The organism is Kurthia huakuii LAM0618, from assembly GCF_000505545.1.
GTDB lineage: Bacteria > Bacillota > Bacilli > Bacillales_A > Planococcaceae > Kurthia > Kurthia huakuii.
On the sequence record NZ_AYTB01000007.1, the window covers coordinates 163449 to 183321 of the forward strand.

20 protein-coding genes are annotated in these 19873 nt (G+C 41.1%); 19 read left to right on the forward strand and 1 reads right to left on the reverse strand.

What is annotated here, in order from left to right:
- Window positions 1-95: 95 nt before the first annotated feature.
- A complete protein-coding gene (locus tag V514_RS0102610) occupies window positions 96-1148 on the forward strand; it encodes a SepM family pheromone-processing serine protease (protein ID WP_029498140.1) in 1053 nt (350 codons plus the stop codon).
- Window positions 1149-1286: 138 nt separating this feature from the next.
- Here V514_RS0102610 and V514_RS0102615 read toward each other — a convergent pair whose 3' ends face one another.
- Window positions 1287-2465: a nucleotidyltransferase gene (locus V514_RS0102615; protein ID WP_029498141.1), complete on the reverse strand. Its 1179-nt coding sequence runs from the start codon at window positions 2463-2465 to the stop codon at window positions 1287-1289.
- 129 nt (window positions 2466-2594) lie between these two features.
- On the opposite strand from V514_RS0102615, the gene V514_RS0102620 reads away from it, so the two are divergent.
- The 18 genes from V514_RS0102620 (at window position 2595) to V514_RS0102705 (ending at window position 19873) form a co-directional block, all read left to right on the forward strand.
- Window positions 2595-3125, forward strand: coding sequence for a YceD family protein (locus tag V514_RS0102620; protein ID WP_029498142.1), 531 nt, complete (start codon window positions 2595-2597; stop codon window positions 3123-3125).
- Window positions 3126-3148: 23 nt separating this feature from the next.
- The gene (gene rpmF, locus V514_RS0102625) at window positions 3149-3322 is read left to right on the forward strand and encodes a 50S ribosomal protein L32 (protein ID WP_029498143.1); all 174 of its coding nucleotides are present in this window, start codon (window positions 3149-3151) and stop codon (window positions 3320-3322) included.
- A 254-nt stretch (window positions 3323-3576) separates the two neighbouring features.
- A complete protein-coding gene (locus V514_RS0102630) occupies window positions 3577-4347 on the forward strand; it encodes an enoyl-CoA hydratase/isomerase family protein (protein ID WP_029498144.1) in 771 nt (256 codons plus the stop codon).
- A 145-nt stretch (window positions 4348-4492) separates the two neighbouring features.
- The gene (locus V514_RS0102635) at window positions 4493-4858 is read left to right on the forward strand and encodes a DUF3397 domain-containing protein (RefSeq protein WP_029498145.1); all 366 of its coding nucleotides are present in this window, start codon (window positions 4493-4495) and stop codon (window positions 4856-4858) included.
- Between the two features lie 80 nt (window positions 4859-4938).
- A complete protein-coding gene (gene bshC / locus V514_RS0102640; RefSeq protein ID WP_029498146.1) occupies window positions 4939-6537 on the forward strand; it encodes a bacillithiol biosynthesis cysteine-adding enzyme BshC in 1599 nt (532 codons plus the stop codon).
- Window positions 6538-6940: 403 nt separating this feature from the next.
- A complete protein-coding gene (rsmH, locus tag V514_RS0102645) occupies window positions 6941-7879 on the forward strand; it encodes a 16S rRNA (cytosine(1402)-N(4))-methyltransferase RsmH (protein ID WP_029498147.1) in 939 nt (312 codons plus the stop codon).
- 15 nt (window positions 7880-7894) lie between these two features.
- Entirely contained in the window at window positions 7895-8281 is a 387-nt protein-coding gene (gene ftsL2, locus V514_RS0102650) for a cell division protein FtsL (RefSeq protein ID WP_029498148.1), read from the forward strand.
- Window positions 8278-10482, forward strand: a complete 2205-nt coding sequence (locus V514_RS0102655) for a penicillin-binding protein (protein ID WP_029498149.1) — start codon at window positions 8278-8280, stop codon at window positions 10480-10482. Before ftsL2 ends, V514_RS0102655 begins: the two co-directional genes overlap by 4 nt.
- A 219-nt stretch (window positions 10483-10701) precedes the next feature.
- Entirely contained in the window at window positions 10702-11676 is a 975-nt protein-coding gene (gene mraY, locus V514_RS0102660) for a phospho-N-acetylmuramoyl-pentapeptide-transferase (protein ID WP_029498150.1), read from the forward strand.
- Between the two features lies 1 nt (window position 11677).
- Window positions 11678-13033: a UDP-N-acetylmuramoyl-L-alanine--D-glutamate ligase gene (gene murD, locus V514_RS0102665; RefSeq protein ID WP_029498151.1), complete on the forward strand. Its 1356-nt coding sequence runs from the start codon at window positions 11678-11680 to the stop codon at window positions 13031-13033.
- Window positions 13034-13056: 23 nt separating this feature from the next.
- Window positions 13057-13851 carry a cell division protein FtsQ/DivIB gene (locus tag V514_RS0102670; protein ID WP_029498152.1) on the forward strand — a complete coding sequence of 265 codons (795 nt, stop codon included), beginning with the start codon at window positions 13057-13059 and terminating at the stop codon, window positions 13849-13851.
- Between the two features lie 207 nt (window positions 13852-14058).
- The gene (gene ftsA / locus V514_RS0102675; protein WP_029498153.1) at window positions 14059-15384 is read left to right on the forward strand and encodes a cell division protein FtsA; all 1326 of its coding nucleotides are present in this window, start codon (window positions 14059-14061) and stop codon (window positions 15382-15384) included.
- Window positions 15385-15433: 49 nt separating this feature from the next.
- On the forward strand, window positions 15434-16612 hold the full coding sequence (gene ftsZ, locus V514_RS0102680; protein ID WP_029498154.1) for a cell division protein FtsZ: 1179 nt from the start codon (window positions 15434-15436) through the stop codon (window positions 16610-16612).
- Window positions 16613-16845: 233 nt separating this feature from the next.
- Window positions 16846-17523, forward strand: coding sequence for a YggS family pyridoxal phosphate-dependent enzyme (locus V514_RS0102685; RefSeq protein ID WP_029498155.1), 678 nt, complete (start codon window positions 16846-16848; stop codon window positions 17521-17523).
- A 16-nt stretch (window positions 17524-17539) separates the two neighbouring features.
- Window positions 17540-18100, forward strand: coding sequence for a cell division protein SepF (locus tag V514_RS0102690; RefSeq protein WP_029498156.1), 561 nt, complete (start codon window positions 17540-17542; stop codon window positions 18098-18100).
- Between the two features lie 28 nt (window positions 18101-18128).
- Window positions 18129-18380 carry a YggT family protein gene (locus V514_RS0102695; protein WP_035944190.1) on the forward strand — a complete coding sequence of 84 codons (252 nt, stop codon included), beginning with the start codon at window positions 18129-18131 and terminating at the stop codon, window positions 18378-18380.
- 90 nt (window positions 18381-18470) lie between these two features.
- Window positions 18471-19262, forward strand: a complete 792-nt coding sequence (locus V514_RS0102700; RefSeq protein ID WP_029498158.1) for a YlmH family RNA-binding protein — start codon at window positions 18471-18473, stop codon at window positions 19260-19262.
- An 89-nt stretch (window positions 19263-19351) separates the two neighbouring features.
- The gene (locus tag V514_RS0102705; RefSeq protein WP_029498159.1) at window positions 19352-19873 is read left to right on the forward strand and encodes a DivIVA domain-containing protein; all 522 of its coding nucleotides are present in this window, start codon (window positions 19352-19354) and stop codon (window positions 19871-19873) included.

The following is a 19873-nucleotide window of genomic DNA, read 5'->3' on the forward strand; positions in this document are numbered from 1 at the left end:
GGTATTGTAACAGTCTTTTTTGTTGTGAAAAAAAGCAAAAAAGCGGTAACATAATGACAGATTAGACGTCTACACGACAGAGAGGGGCCCAGCAGATGAAGAAAAAACGTTTTTTCGCGTGGGTGGCAATAATTGCCATCGTAGCATTTGGTTTTATGTTTCCGTTAAATTATTACATTATGAAACCAGGGAATGCCTATGAGCTATCGGACTACGTAAAAGTTGAGGGTGGCGATGAGCCAGGCCCAGGTAAATTAAATATGATGACGATATCAATGGCCGTGGCAACACCATTTACGTACTTGTACGCAAAGCTAAATGATACACAAGAAATCATGACTGAAAAAGAAGTGCTTGGCGATAGCGAATCGAACAAAGACTATAATGAACGCCAACTACATTTAATGAGCGATTCACATTTTAATGCCAAATATGTGGCGTTTAAAGAAACTGGAAAAGAATACCGTGTGAAATACGATGGTATTTATGTTGCATCTATCGTTCCAACAGCGGCCGCAGATGGCATTTTAAAAGTCGGCGATGAAGTCATTAAAATCGATGGCAAAAAACTGCTTAAAAGTGGTGAATTATCCAATTACATTGCGAAAAAAGACAAGGGTGACACGGTTAAGTTAACATTTAAACGCCATGACAAAACGATGACGAAAAAAGTTACACTAAAAGAAATTCCAGGTGCCGATGGTCGCGTTGGCGTAGGTATTTCATTTACCGATAGTAAGTCAATTACGACAACACCAAAAGTGAAAATTGATTCAGAAAGTATTGGTGGCCCGTCTGCCGGCTTAATGTTTACGCTTGAAATTATTGACCAATTAACGTCAGGGGACTTAGCAAAAGGGCATGATATTGCAGGTACCGGCTCGATGAATGAAGATGGGACAGTTGGCCGTATTGGTGGTATTGATAAAAAGGTGATTGCTGCTGATAAAGCAGGCGCTGATATTTTCTTTGCACCAAATGATGATATTTCGGTTTATAAAAAAGTCGCGCCATCATTAAAAATTCAATCCAATTACGATGAGGCAACGGCTGAAGCGAAAAAAATTAATAGCGATATGAAAATCGTACCAGTAAAAACGGTCGATGATGCGCTTGATTATTTAAAAACGATGAAGAAAGCCAGTTAAAAAGAGGCTTTTACAAAACAGTTCATGTTCCTTTTTTAGCATTCGCCACAAAAAACCGGAACCGCGCCACCGCGCGATTCCGGTTTTTTTTATGCTCAGTCTGAGATGGTGTTTTTACACGTATATTCCAGCCTCTTTTTACATGCGAATAGGCGGACGTCTAAAATCTTCGCCGGGCGCTTGTTGTTGTGCGAGCATATATAAATCAGTCGCTTTTATGTCATGTGCGAGCATCGCGTCATCAACGGCAGCGGCGCGGCTTACAAGCGGTAACGTAAAGTCTTTTTTATGCGCGGATAAATAGCGCTGACCAGCTTCGGTCATGCCGAGTAGACGAATGTAGCGCGGCATCTGCGCATCAGCAAGCTGTGCGTGCGTAAAACCGGTGTAAATATGCGTTAGCATACGTTGCAAGCGCGTCCACGTATAGCGCTTCGATTTGATGCGCGCCATAAACGCGGCAAAGGTGTCGCTCGTGCGTGCTGCTTTTTGTAGTAAATATTCGATGCCTTCGGTCACTTCTGCATAGTGCGCTATTTCGGCCGGTGATAGGCGCAGTAGCATATAGCGTAGCGTCGGATAAAGCACGTTCCAATTCATAAGTGTCGCCTGTTGCAATAGTTCAAAATTTGATGCCGGCATATAGGCTTCGACATCCCTTAATGAACCGTCAAATACAGCTTCGCGAATACCGGTCGCACTTTGAATGGTCGTACCAGCTAAAATATGGTCGTGATAGTCGGTCGCAATGCGCGGAATAGTCACAGGCTGCATCTGCGTGTGCTGTTTAAAAATTTGTTCGACATAATGATAGCCTAAAATATTATTTGGTTGCGTTAAATCGGCAAAGTGTGTCGTTGTATGTTGTACGAGTTGTGTGTAGGCTATATTTAGTGCTTTAGGATAGCTGAGACCACTTTTAACTGCTTGTTGTACATTTTTCTGGAAAGTCTCATTGTCGTGCTCTATCGCGTTGTAAGTAGCTAAAAACGGCTCTATATGGCCTTGCTCACTGCCGAACGCAACAGCGCGACAGTTCATCGCTGCTAAAATGGCAATGCCGCCTTTTGCAAAATCAACAGCAGGTGCGGTTGCAAAAGCATAAGGCAATTCAACGATGATATCGGCGCCATTTTTCAGCGCCATTTCTGCGCGGAGCCACTTATTTGCGAAGCTTGGTTCACCGCGCTGTAAAAAGTGTCCGCTCATGACCGCAATTACGACATCTGCATCTGTTAAATTGCGCGATTGTTTGATATGATGTAAATGTCCATTATGGAAAGGGTTGTATTCAACAATTATACCTGTTGCATTCATAGAATCACTCCGTTTATACTAACTATTAATGATTATAAGCCGACTTTGCGAGTAGTGACAAGAAAATATCTTGACATCTATTTATTCACATTATATAATCAATTTTGTTGTCTTGAGGTGATAATATATATGAAATGGGCAATCCCACAATTATCGAAATATCGCCAAAGCGGGATGCCAGTGAACGCTGACGTTCAACTGGATAGCGTAATGGAACGCAATAGCGACATCCGCGCAATTGCTCCTGTACATGTCGAAGGTTTAGCGACGTTCGGCTCGGAGCAAATGAATTGTCATTTTCGCGTGACGACGACGATTACACTCCCTTGTGCGCGCACGTGGGAAGACGTCATCTACCCAATCGACATCGACATGGTGGAAGTTTTCCGCTGGGGAGATATGGCTGGGCACGATGAAAAAGATAATATCCACCCTGTAACGGGCGATACAATCAATGTCGACCCCGTATTGGAAGAACTAATTTTATTAGAGATTCCGATGCAAGTGTATAAGGAAGATGCGCAAATCATGAATTCGAAAAACGATCATTGGTCTGTTATGTCGGAGGAAGATTTGACTCGTCAGAAACAAAATGACGAACAAAAAGTAGATCCAAGACTAGCTGATTTAGCTAAGTTTTTTGATCAAACAGATGAATAAGAATCTGTAAGGAGGTGCCATTCATGGCTGTACCATTTAGAAGAACTTCTAAAACTGCGAAACGTCAACGTCGTACGCACATTAAATTATCTGTACCTGGTATGGTAGCTTGCCCTAACTGTGGCGAACTAAAACTAGCTCACCACGTATGTAAAGCTTGTGGTTCATACAAAGGTAAAGAAGTTATCAGCAAATAATTTCAGTTTCTAACTGAGAGAGACCGCTAGAGAGACCATGGCTCTTTGGCGGCCTTTTTAATATCGGGTGTCTAACTCGGTAGCTCCATGGAAAAAAACTATGTTTCACACACACGAAAAGAGCGCGGTGTCCGATTATTCGGCATCGCGTTCTTTTTTTATAAGACGTAAAAATTTTCCACTATTGCCAACTTTCTTAAAACATTGCTATCATAAATTTATGTTTCCGAAAAAATAAACAAAGGATGATGAACATGACAAAGGGGTATTTTTTTGAAGAGGTAGATGGCGTTTTAACGTTTACGATTGATCGTCCAGAACGTCGCAATGCGATTAACGGTGATGTAATGGAGGGCTTCCGTGAGGTTATTGATTATGTACATGCACATGACACCGTGCGTTTTTTAGTCATTACAGGCGCTGGAGACCGCGCGTTTTGCTCTGGTGGGGATTTATCAGAGTTTCATGCGTTAACGACCGCAGAACAAGCGTCAAGCATGTTGTCGAAGATGGCAGAGCTGTTATATGAATGGGCGACGCTACCGGTGCCGACGATTGCATTAATTAATGGTACGGCAGTAGGCGGTGGTTGCGAAATCGCGACAGCATGTGATTTCCGTCTTGTTTCATCGAATGCAAAATGCGGCTTTATCCAAGGAACACTGGCGATTACGACGGGTTGGGGTGGCGGTACGTACTTGTTTGAACGGGGCTTACGTCACGACCGCGCGTTAAAAATGCTCGTTGATGCGACGGTGTATCCGGCGCGTGAACTTTATGATATCGGTTGGGCAATGCGCGTCTTTGATGGCCGTCCGGAAGATGCGTTGTCGGTATTTATCGAGGACATGCGTAAAGTAGAGCCGGGTGTTCATAAAGCATATAAAGAGATGGAAATTCGCAAATGGAAAAATGCGAAGCTATATGAGCGCATTAAAGAAGAAGTTGCTACGTGTTCTGTACTGTGGGAACAAGAACCGCACTTAGCAGCGGTCGATCGTTTCTTATCAAAAAATAAAAAATAATGTTCCTGATGATAAACGAAGACTGCTCGCTAGCATTTGCGCGTAGTCTTTGTTTTTTTTGTTTGGCCATGCTAGAATTCGATTTGCATTTTTAGTTCAAACATTATTATACTTGCATAAGGTAAAACGAACGGAGGTGGATGGAATGAGCATCGTAGCAACCATTTTTGAATTATGTGCGCAATTTCCGTGGGTGATTTTTATTCTTGTCATGCTCGTGATGAAGCTTGTTAAAAAAGGACATCGTGCATTTGGTGCGGCAGCGGATATGACGACGTTTTTGTTGCTTTTTTCCATACCGCAGCTCGCAAAGCAATTTTTCGACGTCGATTTAGGCGTACTAACATGGATTGTCGCGCTCATTTTATTAATGATTATGACGACCATTGAATGGCGCACGAAAGAAGAATTGAAATTTTCCGGCGTATTAAAGCGCACGTGGCGCATCGTCTTTTTATTATATAGCTTGATTTACATTGTGCTATGGGGAGTTCAGTTATTTAAGCCGTAAGCACATTTATATATTTCACAAACGAGGAAATGATATACTGCTACTATGCGTGAAACATTCGAAGAGGAGTAAGATTGACTATGAGATTGGAACAAGTTGAGTTAAAGGCAGCGAACCCTTTATTAAATAGCTATCAACAGCAAGGGGAGTTAGTGTCCTTTTTTCATTATGAACAAACACAACAAGCGTTTGAGCAACGTCTTAACGATTTAAAACAACATCCGGTACGCCGCGAACAGCTATCAAACATTATTCGCGACTTTATGGCACCATATGGCTTATCACAAAAAGATGAGCAGCATTTAGCAGAGCTAGCAAAAAATGCCGTAGCCGTTGTTGGTGGACAGCAAGCAGGTCTATTAACAGGACCGCTTTATTCTGTACATAAAGCGATTACGGTCATCGCATTAGCGAATGAACAGCGTCAAAAATTAGCTGTACCCGTTGTACCGGTATTTTGGATTGCCGGTGAAGACCATGACATCGATGAAATCAACCATACGTTTACGAGCGAGTTACAGAAAGTGACGTTTGGCGAAAAAACGAAACATAAAAAACAAGCATCGTATACCGCGCTTGACCGCGTCGCATTAGCTGCATGGGTAACAGACATTTTTACGTCATTTGGCGAAACGGCTTATACGAAAGAGTTATTAGCAGGTGTATTAGCTGAAGTGGAGCGCGCGACAACGTTTACCGATTTCTTTGTGCGCTTAATGCATGGCTTATTTAAAGAGCATGGCTTATTGATGATCGATGCGGCAGACGAAAAGTTACGTTTGTATGAAGCACCTTATTTTGAGGCATTAATCGATCATGCAGCGGAAATTGCCAACGTCGTGACCGCACGCGAAACACATTTAGTCGAGCTAGGCTATGCAATGCCAATTGGCGCGACTGAGGATGCGGCAAATTTATTTTATACAGAAGACGGTGCACGTTACTTATTAGTGCATAAAGACGGTAAATTTTTAAATCATGCGGCAAATGTTCATTTCACAATTGAAGAAATGAAAGCAGAGGCGCGAGCCGGTCACTTGAGTAATAACGTCGTGACGCGTCCGATGATGCAAGATATGGTATTCCCGGTATTGTCATTTGTTGGCGGTCCTGGTGAACTCGCTTATTGGTCAACGCTAAAAGAAGGCTTTGAAGTGTTGGGTATGAAAGTGCCGGTATTTACACCGCGCTTAAACATTACGATGGTAACATCGCATACGCAAGCGTTGCTTGATGGCTTGCAGTTGACGGTAAAAGAAGCGTTAGAAGGCAAAGTCGATGACCTGCGCGAGGCGTTTAAAGCACAAGTGTATGACAAGGAAGCGCAGCAAACGCTTGAAACGACAAAACGTCTAATTGAACAACAATATGCGGAATTACATGAACATTTAATTGCGCATGATTTACACGTCAATGCGCTTGTCGATAAAAATTTAAATTTCCATAAATCGCAGCTTGATTTTATGATGCGTAAAATTGAACAAGAAGTATTGACGAAACATGAGGTGGCGATGCGCCGTTTTGGTGATGTTGAACGTGATTTATTACCGCTTGGCAGCTTCCAAGAGCGCACGTATACGCCATATCCTTACTTGAATAATTACGGTATGACATTGATTGACGATTTAGTAGCGTTGCCATATATACTTGATGGCCGCCATCAAATTGTTTATTTATAATATAAAAAAGATGTCTGAGAAGGCATCTTTTTTGTGTTTTCGGCGTCCTATAAATCATAAAAGTAGTAGAAACAATTACTTTTTTAGTGACTGACTGTGAAAATTGTTATATTTGAAGAATTTGCTAGGGAATAAATGCTTATTTTTTTGGCGTTTTGGACAATTATACAGGATTTTGTAGAGTAAAAACGGTGAATGTGGTACATTTACTGTATAAAGTGGGATAGTTTATAGGGTTAACGGTATATTTTTTAACAATAACTTTTGAAAAGAAGATTATTAGGGAATAAACGTTCATGTATACGCTGCCACTTCCTGTTATACGCGTTTACTTTTTCAGTACGTGCGGTACTAGCTTAGTAAATGCGTATAACAAAGATATTTTGACTTTGGAGGACTTAAGATGTTCAATCACACAACCGTATTATTAAAAGAAACAGTCGATGGTTTGAACATTCGTCCTGATGGCATTTATGTAGATTGTACGCTCGGCGGCGCTGGACACAGTGAATATCTCGTAAGTCAGCTGTCGGACGAAGGTAGGTTAATTTGTTTTGACCAAGACCAAATTGCAATCGACAATGCGAAAGAAAGACTGGCACCATATTTAGACCGCGTGACGTTTGTGCACGCCAATTTCCGCTTTATTCAGCAGGAATTGTTAGCACTCGGCATCACGAAGGTTGACGGCATTCTATATGACTTAGGAGTATCTTCACCACAACTTGATGTGGCGGAGCGCGGCTTTAGTTATCATCAAGATGCGCCGCTAGATATGCGTATGGACCAAACCGCTGAACTAACAGCATTCCACGTTGTGAACGACTGGGATTATTCGGACCTTGTTCGTATTTTCTATCGTTATGGCGAAGAAAAATTTTCAAAACAAATCGCTCGTAAAATTGAGGAAGCGCGTGCAAACGCTCCAATCGAAACGACGAGCGAGCTTGTTGAATTAATCAAAAATGGCATTCCAGCCGCGGCGCGCCGTAAAGGTGGCCACCCAGCAAAACGCGTATTCCAAGCAATCCGTATTGCAGTTAATGATGAATTAGGTGCAGCCGAAGATTCGCTGCAACAAGCACTTGATTTAATCGATGTTGGTGGTCGCGTGAGTGTGATTACTTTCCACTCATTAGAAGACCGTCTATGTAAGACATTGTTTAAAGAAAAGTCATCGCTACCAGACTTACCACCAGGTTTACCAGTAATTCCAGAGCATTTACAGCCGGACTTTAAACTGGTGACGCGCAAACCTATTTTGCCGAGTGATGAGGAACTAGAAGCGAACAATCGCTCACGTTCAGCGAAATTGCGAATTATAGAACGTATTAAAGGTTAGAGAGGAGTCGTTTAGATGGCATTAGCAAAACCAAAGCAGGATTACATACAGCAACCGTATATTGAACAACAACCAGCGTTTAATCCGCAACCGAAAAAACAGCAACCGGCCCGCCGAAAGATTTCAATTTTCAAATGGTCAAAAGCAGAAAAGTTGAGTTTTGTAGTGATGATGAGTATTATCGCGATTTTTGCTGTGATGAATTTAAACACTCTATCATCGATTCAAGAGACGTCAGTAAAGATTGGTCAAACAGAAGCACAAATTGACACAATCAAACTCGAAAATAGCGAATTATCAAATGAGGTAAGCAGCTTGTCAACACCTGAGCGTATTATGAAGAAGGCAAAAGAGTTAGGCCTAACATCTGATTCGAAAGTGAAGGTAGTGTCAGGAGAATGACAAAACGTAAACGACAAAGTGTATTCGGAAATCGATGGGGAGCCTTTTTAATGCTAGGCATTTTTGGGCTCCTTTTTCTATTGATGTTTGTACGCATCGCCTTAATTCAAGCAACTGGTTCAGCGGAAGGGCGCAACTTAGCAGCCACTGTAGCCGAAAAACATACGAAGCAAGAAAGCTTGACCGCTACGCGTGGAAAGATTTTAGACCACAATGGTTCAGTTATTGCCGAGGATGAGCAACGCTACAAGGTTTATGCGATTATTACGCCAAAAATTTCAGAAGGCTTAAAAGAAAATTATCATGTAGTAGACGTTGACAAGACGGCACGCGTGCTTGCTAAATATATTGATTTATCACAATCTGAAATTCGTAAAATTATTGTGAAAGCTCAAAAAGAAGATAAGTATCAAGTTGAATTTAATAAGGCCGGGCGCAATTTACCGAACAGTGTGAAAAAGCAAATTGAAGCGGAAAAACTGCCAGGTATTAATTTTGAAACACAGCTTGTGCGCTTTTATCCAAATGGCATCTTTGCATCAAATCTTGTAGGAATTGTCAAAGAGGAGGAAGTGCGCGATAAAGAAACGCAGCTATTTACGCGCAAAGTAAGCGGTGAGATGGGCATTGAACGAACGTATAACGATGAATTGTCTGGCACAAACGGAAAACTTGAATATCAAAGTGATTTCTGGGGCCGTTTATTGCCAATGAAAGATGAAACAATCGTCCCCGCAAAGGATGGTCAAGACATCTATTTGACGCTCGATAAAACGATTCAAAGCTTTTTAGAAGATTCGATGTCGCAAGTGCAAAAAAAATACAAACCGGAGTCGATGATGGCCGTTGTTGCTGATCCGAAGACGGGGCGTATTTTAGCGATGTCACAGCGCCCAACGTTTAACTTAAAAACGCGCGAAGGGTTGGAGAATAGTTGGGCAAACTATTTAACAGAACAAACGATTGAACCGGGCTCAACAATGAAAACGTTCACGTTAGCAACGGCGATTGAACAAGGTAAATGGGAACCTAATGCGACATTCCAATCAGGGCAATACAAAGTGTATGACGCGACGATTCGTGATAGCAATCAGCAAGGTTGGGGACGCATCACGTATTTAGAAGGGATTCAACGCTCATCTAACGTCGGCATGGCCAATCTGTTAAAACAAATTGGACCGGAAACGTTTATGGATTCGCTCAAAACATTCGGATTCGGTACAAAAACAGGCATTGATTTACCGGGTGAAGTAGCTGGGAAGCTGTTAAACCAATACCCAATTAATGTCGTAACAACGTCTTATGGTCAAGGTTCGACAGTGACGCCGATTCAAATGATTCAGGCATACTCAGCCATTGCTAATGATGGTAAGATGATGCAGCCATATGTGATTGATAAAATTGTCGATCCAAATACCGGGAAAACAATTGAGCAACATGAACCAACTGTTAAAGGACAACCGATTTCAGCGGAAACAGCAAAAGAAGTTCGCGATACATTAGCAACAACGGTGACAGCAGAACATGGGACAGCACGAAAATTTGCGAGTGAAGATTATGAAGTAACCGGTAAAACGGGAACAGCGCAAATTCCAAAAGCAGGTGGCGGCTATTCATGGGGGAAAAATCAATTCTTGTATTCTTTCCTCGGCAGCGCACCAGCAGATGACCCACAGCTTGTTATGTATATCGCTGTACAAAAACCAAACTTAGGTGAAAAGTATGTCGGTTCCGACCCAACATCTGAAGTGTTTAACTCTGTGATGGACCGCAGTTTAAAATATTTAAACGTAGCACCAGAACAAGTAGAGCGCGCAGATGAAGTAGAGGTAAGTAACTATGTCGAGCTAGGTGTCGATGATGCGAAACAAAAATTAGCAGCTCAAAAACTACAGCCGGTCATTATCGGTGAAGGTGGTAAGCAAGTTGCCGCACAATATCCTGAGAAGGACGAAACTGTATTGGAAGGTGCGCATCTATTTTTAAAAACAGATAGCGACACGATTCAACTGCCATCATTTAAAGGCTGGTCGTTACGCGATGTTCTGACGTATCAGTCACTTAGTGGGCAACAATTCACGATAAAAGGGGAGGGCTTTGTAACGAAGCAATCGCTACCAGCGGGTACAACGCTCGATAAAAACTCAAAGCTGACGATTACATTGCAGCAACCAAAAGAACCAACAACACCCAAAAAATAGTCGTTTAGGCGGCTATAACAATACAACGATGACACAGGAAAAAGAAACCGCGCCAACGCTCGGTTTTTTCCTGTTTCCTGTTCAAAATCGATAATGTTATCACTTAGTCATAATTGTGTTTGAAATGTAAAAGGCTTTTCTATAAAAAACCTTTTAATTTTAAAGCGAAACTACTATGATAGATAACGTATTTAAAAGTTTAAAAGGAGCAATAAAAACATGTCAGCATCAATCGTTTTCTTGACGTTAATCGTCGCATTTGCCATTTCAGTGATTCTTGCACCGATGTTAATTCCTGCATTACATCACTTGAAATTTGGTCAAAGTATTCGTGAGGAAGGTCCAAAATCTCACATGAAAAAAGCGGGTACACCTACGATGGGTGGTATCATCTTTTTAATTTCAATTATTTTAACAACATTACTTATCGGGGCAGGGAAGGGCTTAATTTCAGCGGAATCAGTTGCGTTATTAATCGTACTTTTAGGCTTTGGTATGGTAGGTTTCTTAGATGACGGAATGAAAGTATTTTTCAAACGTAATCTAGGATTAACATCCATTCAAAAATTATTATTACAAATCGGTATTTCAATCGTCGCGTATTTTTTAATTACGAATGTTGGTGGTTTTCCAAACGCGCTACACATTCCATTTACAGATAGCTCAATTCATTTAGGATGGGTATATGTATTATTTATGATTTTCTGGTTGGTAGGTTTCTCAAATGCCGTCAACTTAACAGATGGCTTAGATGGTCTAGTATCAGGTACAGGTGCTGTCGCATTTTTAGCGTATGCGATTATTGCATTTGTCCAACAACAATATGATTTAGCTGTATTCGCTTTTGCGGTAACTGGCGCTTTATTAGGTTTCCTTATATTTAACAAAAACCCAGCGAAAGTATTTATGGGTGATACAGGTTCATTAGCACTTGGTGGTGCTTTAGCAACATTATCTATTTTAACGCATCAAGAGCTATTATTATTAATTATCGGTCTTGTATTCGTAGTAGAAACAGCTTCTGTTATGATTCAAGTAGCAGTATTCAAAAAAACAGGAAAACGTGTATTTAAAATGACCCCAATTCATCACCACTTCGAATTATCTGGCTGGTCAGAGTGGCGCGTTGTGCTTACATTCTGGGGAGTTGGAGTAATCGTAGCAGTGATTGCAGTGGTTGCGGAGGTTTTATAGGATGAAAAAAATAACAATGTTCGAACATAAAAAAGTATTAGTATTAGGTTTAGCAAAAAGTGGTGTGGCAGCAGCGGAATTATTACACAAATTAGGCGCGTTTGTAACGGTCAACGACTCAAAACCATTTGATGACAACGATGATGCAAAACGTCTCCTTGAACAAGGCATGCATGTTATTTGTGGACGCCACCCAGAAGATTTACTTGATGAAGGCTTCGAAGTCGTTGTCAAAAACCCAGGTATTCCGTATTCAAACATTATCGTAAAAGATGCGATTGAACGTGGTATTCCGGTATGGACCGAGGTGGAATTAGCTTATTTAGTAAGCGAAGCACCGATGATTGGGATTACCGGTTCAAATGGGAAAACAACGACCACAACATTGTTATTTAATATTTTGAATGAAGGTAATAAAAAGCCGTTGATTGCTGGCAATATCGGTACGGTTGCTTGTGGTGTTGCTGAAAAAGCAGCGAGCGACAATGTCATCGTAACGGAATTATCATCGTTTCAACTAATGGGCACAAATGAATTTAAACCGCACATCGCGATTTGGACAAATTTATTTGAAGCACATATCGATTACCACGGCACGATGGAAGAATATGCGAACGCAAAATTCAATGTAACGCGTAATCAAGACAACGAAGATTTCTTAATATACAATGCAGACCAAGAAATCGTAGCATCATATGTGGCGCAATCAAAAGCGCAAAAAATTCCATTCTCATCAACGCGTATCCTAGAACAAGGGATTAGCTGTGATGCTGACAACATTTATTGGAATCGGGAAGCGTTTATGGCGCGTGATGTTATCGCGCTACCAGGGAAGCATAATGTTGAAAATGCCATGTGTGCCATCGCGGCAGCAAAATTACTCGATACGCCACAACAAGCAATCGAGCACGTCCTGGCGACATTTGCTGGCGTTGAACACCGCACGCAATTTGTCACAACATTGAACAATCGTAAATTTTATAATGATTCAAAAGCGACAAATACGCTCGCAACACGCAGCGCCTTATCAGCATTTAAACAACCAATCGTCTTATTAGCTGGTGGTTTAGAACGTGGCCATTCATTTGAAGAACTACGTGAATTTATGGGCAATGTCCATGCGGTTGTTGTATCAGGTGAAACAGCAGAGCGTTTTGCAGAGTTTGCAAAATCTTGTGGCGTCGAAACAATCGAACGAGCAGAATGGGTTGAAGAGGCTGTAGAGAAAGCGTATGCGATGTCGAATGAAGGCGACGTTGTATTATTATCTCCAGCGTGTGCAAGCTGGGATCAATATAGCCGCTTTGAAGTACGCGGCGAACGTTTCGTTAAAGCCGTACAAGCATTACAGCAATAAACAAAGAAAGAAGGGAGTAGCGCATGGAGAAAATCATCGAATTTTCTAAGTTGCAAGAGGCCGCTAATGAGAAAACTTCGCCACATAAGCCGAAGAAAAAAAAGCGCCCGCCAAAAAAGATGAACAAGCATACGAAAAAGTTTGCCATCATTATGAGCGCGCTTACGGTGTGCTTGCTTGCGCTGCTTTACTTACAATTGCCGATTAGTCACATCACCAACATTACGGTGAATAATACAACGTTAAAAACGACCGCGTATTATGAGCAACAAAGTGGCTTGCAACGAGGAGAATCGTTGTGGCGTTTTAAAAATAGCGACATCGAACATCGTTTAGCGCAAGAAAAAACGGTGAAAAAAATAACCGTTAATCGAACATGGCCAAGTGATGTTCATGTAAAGATTATCGAACATCAACCTGTTGCTTATATACGCGACAGTGCGAATCACCTTGAATATGTATTGGAAAACGGTGCTATTTTGCCGACCGAAAAAGCAATAACAGAAATTGATATGCCAATTATGACGGGTTTTAGCGATGAAAAGAAACGCCAACATGCAGTTGAACAACTGCGTCAGCTAGACGATGAAATGTTGCATTCGATTTCAGAGATTTCGCCGAACAACAAAAAGAAATATGGCGAGTATGCGAAGCTTTATATGAACGACGGCAATATCGTCTACATCGATGTGAAAAATTTAGCGTACAAGTTGCAGTACTACCCAGCGATGGTGATGCAGGCGAAAAAAGGTGGCACCGAGAAAGGTGTCTATCATATGGAAGTAGCCAATTCATTTAAAAAGTATAAAAAAGAATGAATTTGTGAATATTTTCTGCTGTCGCGTGTAATCTGTTCAAAAATATGAAATAATACGAGATATACAGTGTTTCTATATAAGAAATGTAGGGAAAATGTATAGCGAATTTCGCATTGACACATATTTCCCATAATATCTTTAGACAATAAAAAAGATTTGCAATAAACTATAGAGTAACAAAAGACCATTTTATAAGGAGGTGCCGTAATGGGTGAACCAGAAGTATATGTATCATTAGACATTGGTTCTACGTCTGTAAAATGTATTATCGGTGAAGTTAGCGACGAAGCCGTACACATTATTGGCGTGGGCAATGCAAGGTCTACGGGCATTCGTAAAGGAAGCATTGTCGATATTGATGCGACAGTACAATCGATAAAGCGTGCAGTTGACCAAGCTGAACGAATGATCGGTATGTCTATACATAAGGTCATTTTAGGAATTCCAGCAGCTCATGTGATGCTACAAGATACTAAAGGCGTCGTAGCTGTCGTGAAAAATGATGAGAATCGTGAAATCACGTCCGACGATGTAAACCGCGTATTAGATGCAGCTCAAATGATGTCTCTTTCACCAGATCGTGAGCATATTAATTTAGTACCACGCTTTTATACAGTTGATAGCGTATCGGAAATTAAGGATCCTCGCGGCATGTTAGGCATTCGTCTTGAAGTTGATGCGACGATGATTACAACGTCTAAAACTGTTTTACACAATGTTTTACGTTGCGTAGAAAAAGCGGGCTTAGACATTCAAGAAATCTACTTGCAACCATTAGCAGCAGGCACATTTGCATTGACAAAAGATGAGCGCAATCGTGGTACGACATTAATCGATATTGGTGGCGAAACAACGACGATCGGCGTTTTTAAAGACGATCAATTGATTCATGCATCAGTTATTCCAGTTGGCGGCGAAAACATTACGAAAGATTTATCGCTCGTACTGCGCACATCAACAGAGCAAGCTGAAAAAATTAAATTAGAATATGGCCATGCTTATTTCAATGAAGCATCGGATAATGAAGTATTTGACGTACCTGTCATTGGGGCAGATGCGAAAGAACAATTTAGCCAACGTTATATTTCTGAAATTATTAGCATGCGTCTTGAAGAGTTATTTGAATTGATTTTAGATGAATTTTATCGTCAAAATCTTTCAGGCTTACCGGGTGGTGTCGTATTAACAGGTGGTGTCGCGAAGCTAGAAGGTATCGCACAACTTGCGCGCGATTGTCTGCAAACACGCGTCCGTATTGCAGCACCTCAATATATTGGTGTTCGTGACCCTGAATATACATCAGCTGTCAACTTAATTCGTTATGCACACGCTGACAATCAGTTTTATCATAAGTATGAGGGTGACATTCAGCCATCAGATATGCTGTTAGGCACACAACAATCAATGTCGCAGCAAGAACAAGTGGAGTATCAACAACCTGCATCACGCGATGACTATGAAGAAACAGATCATCAACCAAAAGAAAAATTCAGCGATAAAGTGAAAAAGATTTTCAAAGGTATTTTAGACTAAACACGATTCATAACGATAGAGAGTGACCGAAGAAATAGGAGGAATAGAGATGATTGGTTTCGAACAGAACGAAAATCCACTAGCAGTAATTAAAGTTATTGGTGTTGGTGGCGGCGGTAACAACGCAGTAAACCGAATGATTGAACATGGGGTGCAAGGTGTAGAATTTATCGCTGTAAATACGGATGCACAAGCATTATTAACATCACAAGCAGATATTAAATTGCAAATCGGCGATAAACTAACTCGTGGTTTAGGCGCAGGTGCTAATCCTGAAGTAGGTAAAAAAGCTGCTGAAGAAAGCAAAGAACAAATTGAAGAAACATTACAAGGTGCGGATATGGTATTCGTCACTGCAGGTATGGGTGGCGGTACAGGTACCGGTGCAGCACCAGTAATCGCACAAATCGCACGCGATTTAGGCGCATTAACAGTAGGTGTTGTAACACGCCCATTCTCATTCGAAGGCCGTAAACGTCAATCACAAGCATTAGCTGGTACTGCAACGATGAAAGAATCAGTAGATACATTAATCGTTATTCCGAACGACCGTCTATTAGAAATCGTTGATAAAAACACACCAATGCTTGAAGCGTTCCGCGAAGCAGATAACGTATTACGCCAAGGTGTACAAGGTATCTCAGATTTAATCGCTGTACCGGGTTTAATCAACCTTGACTTTGCCGATGTAAAAACAATTATGTCAAACAAAGGCTCAGCTCTTATGGGTATCGGGATTGCGACTGGCGAAAAACGCGCAGAAGAAGCAGCGAAAAAAGCGATTTCAAGTCCATTACTTGAAACGTCAATTGCAGGTGCTAAAGGGGTGTTATTAAACATCACTGGTGGCTCAAGCTTAAGCTTATTCGAAGTTCAAGAAGCAGCGGATATTATCTCAAGTGCAGCAGCTCCAGATGATGATGAAAATATTATCTTTGGTGCCGTAATTAACGACAACTTAAAAGATGAAATCATCGTGACAGTAATCGCGACAGATTTCTCTGAAACACATAATGCATTTCCATCAGGACAAGGCGGCTTACAACGCCCAGCAGCGCAACAACAAACACGTCCAGCACCACAACAACAAACGCAACAACCTGTACAGCAACCAGTTCAACATCAATATGAACAACCTGTACAGCAACAACCTCAACAACAGCAACAACAGCAAGATGAATTAGAAATTCCAACATTCTTACGTAACCGCAATCGTCGCAATCGCTAGAATGTTTTAATCGTAAGAGAGCTTCCAATTGGAGGCTCTCTTTTTTTAGAAATCTGATAATTTGTTACACAATTTTAATGTTTTTGATGAATGGCGACCGGGAATAGACGATTGTATGAACAGAATTTTGTTGAAATCTTCATGGTTCATGGGAATTTATTGATTAATATGGCTGTGCTTGATAAAATGAAAATAATATGATAAACAAGTAACTTGAAAAGCTGGGGTTAATCATGACACGAATTATTGATAATTTACAAAGCATACAACAAAATATCGATGCGGCTTGTGCAAAAACAGGTCGTAATCCGCAAGAAGTGACGATTATTGCTGTCACAAAACAAGTGACAACGGAGCGCGCACAAGAGGCGATTGCTGCTGGTATTCATCATCTCGGTGAAAACCGCCCTGAGCCATTACTTGAAAAGCAACAAACGATTACCGAGGGTGCAGTTTGGCACTATATTGGCTCGTTACAAACACGCAAAGTACGCAAAGTTTTAGAGCAAGTAGATTTCATTCACTCGCTCGATCGCTTGAGCTTAGCTGAAGAGATTAATAAACGTGCAACAAGCGCTGTTAATTGCTTCGTTCAAGTAAACGTATCTGGTGAAGATTCAAAACATGGTTTAACGGCACAAGAAGTTGAACCATTTATTGAGCAACTAAAAGCATATGAACATATTCGCATTGTCGGCCTTATGACAATGGCGCCGAATACAGAAGATGAAACGATCATTCGAAATACATTTAAAGGACTAAAAGAGCTTCAATTATCACTTGCTGCAAAACAATATGAGCATGCTCCTTGCACCGAATTGTCGATGGGCATGTCACACGACTACGCAATCGCTGTCGAAGAGGGATCTACTTACGTTCGTATTGGTACAGCTTTAGTTGGACTCGACTGATAGGAGGATCCCGCACATGAAAAACTTTTTTAAAGACTTTTTCTATTTAGACAATCGCGATGACGAATTTGAAGAAGAAGTGGCACAACAGCAGCCGAAACAACAAGCAAAACCACAACCACAACAGCGCCCGCAACAAGTGCAGCAATTGCATCAACCTGCACAGCAGCAAATGGCGACACCACGTAAAATACAACAACCTACACAGCGCAAAACACAACAAGTTGCATCGAATATGCCGCCTCAACAAGTTGCTCAAATGCAAGTAGTAGAGAAAAAAGCAAATAATGTTGTGAGTATGAATCGTACGACGAAGGTCAATTTATTTGAGCCGCGCATGTATTCAGAAGCGCAAAATATTGCGGACTGCATTCGCAATAAAAAATCTGCGGTTGTTAATTTACAACGTATCGATAAAGAGAATGGTAAGCGTATTATTGACTTTTTGAGTGGTACAGTATTCGCATTAGATGGTGAAATTAAAAAAATCGGCATCGATATTTTCTTATGCACACCAGACAATGTGGAAATCGATGGTGCGATTTCTGAATATTATTACGAAGAAGATCAGTATTAAGCATCACTAAGGAGAGAAAAGTACACGTATGGGAATTATTGCAATGGCATTCCAAATTTACTCATTCGCCATTATTATTTATATTTTAATGAGCTGGCTTCCGGGATTACAAGAGTCAAAATTTGGTGAAATTTTAGCGAAAATCGTAGAACCGTATTTATCGATTTTCCGTAAAATCATTCCACCAATTGGTATGATTGATATTTCACCAATCGTTGCATTATTAGCATTAAACTTTATCCAAATGGGTTTATATCAAGTGCTAGCTTACCTGTTGTAAATGTCAGTTGAGCATAACGTAGCAATAAAGGGCTCCTCGCGCATTGGCGTAAGGAGCCTTTATTTTTTTTCAGCTAGGAAGGAAGATTGTATGGACAATGTATTACAACATTTTAGAGCAGATGAACGAGAATTTATTGAACAAGTCATTGAATGGAAGCGTCAGGTGGAAGATTTTTATGCGCCGAAAACAACGCCCTTTTTAGATCCGCGTCAAATGATGATTGTGCAATCGATTATTGGGACAACTGGCGATGTGCAAGTGGCTTTTCACGGCGGCTTTGTAGAGGATGCGGAGCGTAAACGTGCGCTATTGTATCCGTCCTATGTCGAGCCAACAATCGATGAGTTCCAATTGACATTATTGTGCGCGCGCTATCCATCAAAATTTGTGCAGCTAAAACATCCCGATGTATTAGGGGCGTTGCTGAGCTTAGGGTTAGAACGTGCGAAATTCGGGGATATAAGAGTGGGACATGATGTTGTGCAGTTTGTTGTCGCCGCAGAAGTAGCCGATTATGTACGTGCGAATTTAACGTCGATTGCCAAGAGTAAAGTGAACGTACAAGAAGTAGCGGCTACGTCGTCGTTGCTGCAAGCCGAAGAAAAATGGCAAGAATCGGTCATTACGTCATCGTCATTGCGTCTTGATACGGTGATTGCGTCTAGCTACCCAGCGATTTCGCGTCAAAAAGCGGTACTCTATATTGAATCGGGTAAAGTAAAAGTCAATTATGCAGTGCGCGAACAACCATCTTTTGAGTTACATGAAGCAGATTTAGTGTCGATTCGTGGTGTGGGGCGCTTATTTATTGCATCGATAGAAGGTCGCACAAAGAAAGAGAAGCTACGTTTGAAAATTGGTAAAATGGAACGGAAATAAGCGTTTTTTTCGGCTTTACGGATGAAGTTCTCACAAAAGAACTGTATAATGACAAGTAAGTTGAACTTGTAGATAAAAGGAGAGATAGTATGCCGTTATCACCACTTGATATACATAATAAAGAATTTGACCGTTCATTCCGCGGATATAATGAAGATCAGGTTAATGAATTTATGGAACAAGTAATGAAAGATATGGATCTTGTGTTAAAAGAAAAAAGTGAGCTAGAGGCCCGTCTTGCATCTGCGCATGACCAACTAGGACATTACAATTCTTTAGAGGATACATTGCAAAAATCAATTATTGTCGCACAAGAGGCGGCAGAAGAAGTCCGTCGCAATTCACAAAAAGAAGCGAAATTGATCGTGAAAGAAGCAGAAAAAAATGCGGATCGTATCGTCAATGAAGCATTAGCAAAAGCGCGTACCGTGGCGCTTGAAATTGAAGAGCTGAAAAAGCATTCAAAAGTATTCCGCAATCGTTTCAAAATGATTGTAGAAGCACAGCTTGATTTAATCGACTCGGAAGATTGGGATCACTTAATGGAATATGAAATTAACGTGCCCGATGTAGACCATGTTGAAGCGATTGAACTTCCAGACGAAGAATAA

Excerpts from the sequence above, each read along its gene's own strand:
- V514_RS0102610 (WP_029498140.1), top strand. The coding sequence starts at position 96 with ATGAAGAAAAAACGTTTTTTCGCGTGGGTGGCAATAATTGCCATCGTA.
- V514_RS0102615 (WP_029498141.1), bottom strand. The coding sequence starts at position 2,465 with ATGAATGCAACAGGTATAATTGTTGAATACAACCCTTTCCATAATGGA.
- V514_RS0102620 (WP_029498142.1), top strand. The coding sequence starts at position 2,595 with ATGAAATGGGCAATCCCACAATTATCGAAATATCGCCAAAGCGGGATG.
- rpmF (WP_029498143.1), top strand. The coding sequence starts at position 3,149 with ATGGCTGTACCATTTAGAAGAACTTCTAAAACTGCGAAACGTCAACGT.
- V514_RS0102630 (WP_029498144.1), top strand. The coding sequence starts at position 3,577 with ATGACAAAGGGGTATTTTTTTGAAGAGGTAGATGGCGTTTTAACGTTT.
- V514_RS0102635 (WP_029498145.1), top strand. The coding sequence starts at position 4,493 with ATGAGCATCGTAGCAACCATTTTTGAATTATGTGCGCAATTTCCGTGG.
- bshC (WP_029498146.1), top strand. The coding sequence starts at position 4,939 with ATGAGATTGGAACAAGTTGAGTTAAAGGCAGCGAACCCTTTATTAAAT.
- rsmH (WP_029498147.1), top strand. The coding sequence starts at position 6,941 with ATGTTCAATCACACAACCGTATTATTAAAAGAAACAGTCGATGGTTTG.
- ftsL2 (WP_029498148.1), top strand. The coding sequence starts at position 7,895 with ATGGCATTAGCAAAACCAAAGCAGGATTACATACAGCAACCGTATATT.
- V514_RS0102655 (WP_029498149.1), top strand. The coding sequence starts at position 8,278 with ATGACAAAACGTAAACGACAAAGTGTATTCGGAAATCGATGGGGAGCC.
- mraY (WP_029498150.1), top strand. The coding sequence starts at position 10,702 with ATGTCAGCATCAATCGTTTTCTTGACGTTAATCGTCGCATTTGCCATT.
- murD (WP_029498151.1), top strand. The coding sequence starts at position 11,678 with ATGAAAAAAATAACAATGTTCGAACATAAAAAAGTATTAGTATTAGGT.
- V514_RS0102670 (WP_029498152.1), top strand. The coding sequence starts at position 13,057 with ATGGAGAAAATCATCGAATTTTCTAAGTTGCAAGAGGCCGCTAATGAG.
- ftsA (WP_029498153.1), top strand. The coding sequence starts at position 14,059 with ATGGGTGAACCAGAAGTATATGTATCATTAGACATTGGTTCTACGTCT.
- ftsZ (WP_029498154.1), top strand. The coding sequence starts at position 15,434 with ATGATTGGTTTCGAACAGAACGAAAATCCACTAGCAGTAATTAAAGTT.
- V514_RS0102685 (WP_029498155.1), top strand. The coding sequence starts at position 16,846 with ATGACACGAATTATTGATAATTTACAAAGCATACAACAAAATATCGAT.
- V514_RS0102690 (WP_029498156.1), top strand. The coding sequence starts at position 17,540 with ATGAAAAACTTTTTTAAAGACTTTTTCTATTTAGACAATCGCGATGAC.
- V514_RS0102695 (WP_035944190.1), top strand. The coding sequence starts at position 18,129 with ATGGGAATTATTGCAATGGCATTCCAAATTTACTCATTCGCCATTATT.
- V514_RS0102700 (WP_029498158.1), top strand. The coding sequence starts at position 18,471 with ATGGACAATGTATTACAACATTTTAGAGCAGATGAACGAGAATTTATT.
- V514_RS0102705 (WP_029498159.1), top strand. The coding sequence starts at position 19,352 with ATGCCGTTATCACCACTTGATATACATAATAAAGAATTTGACCGTTCA.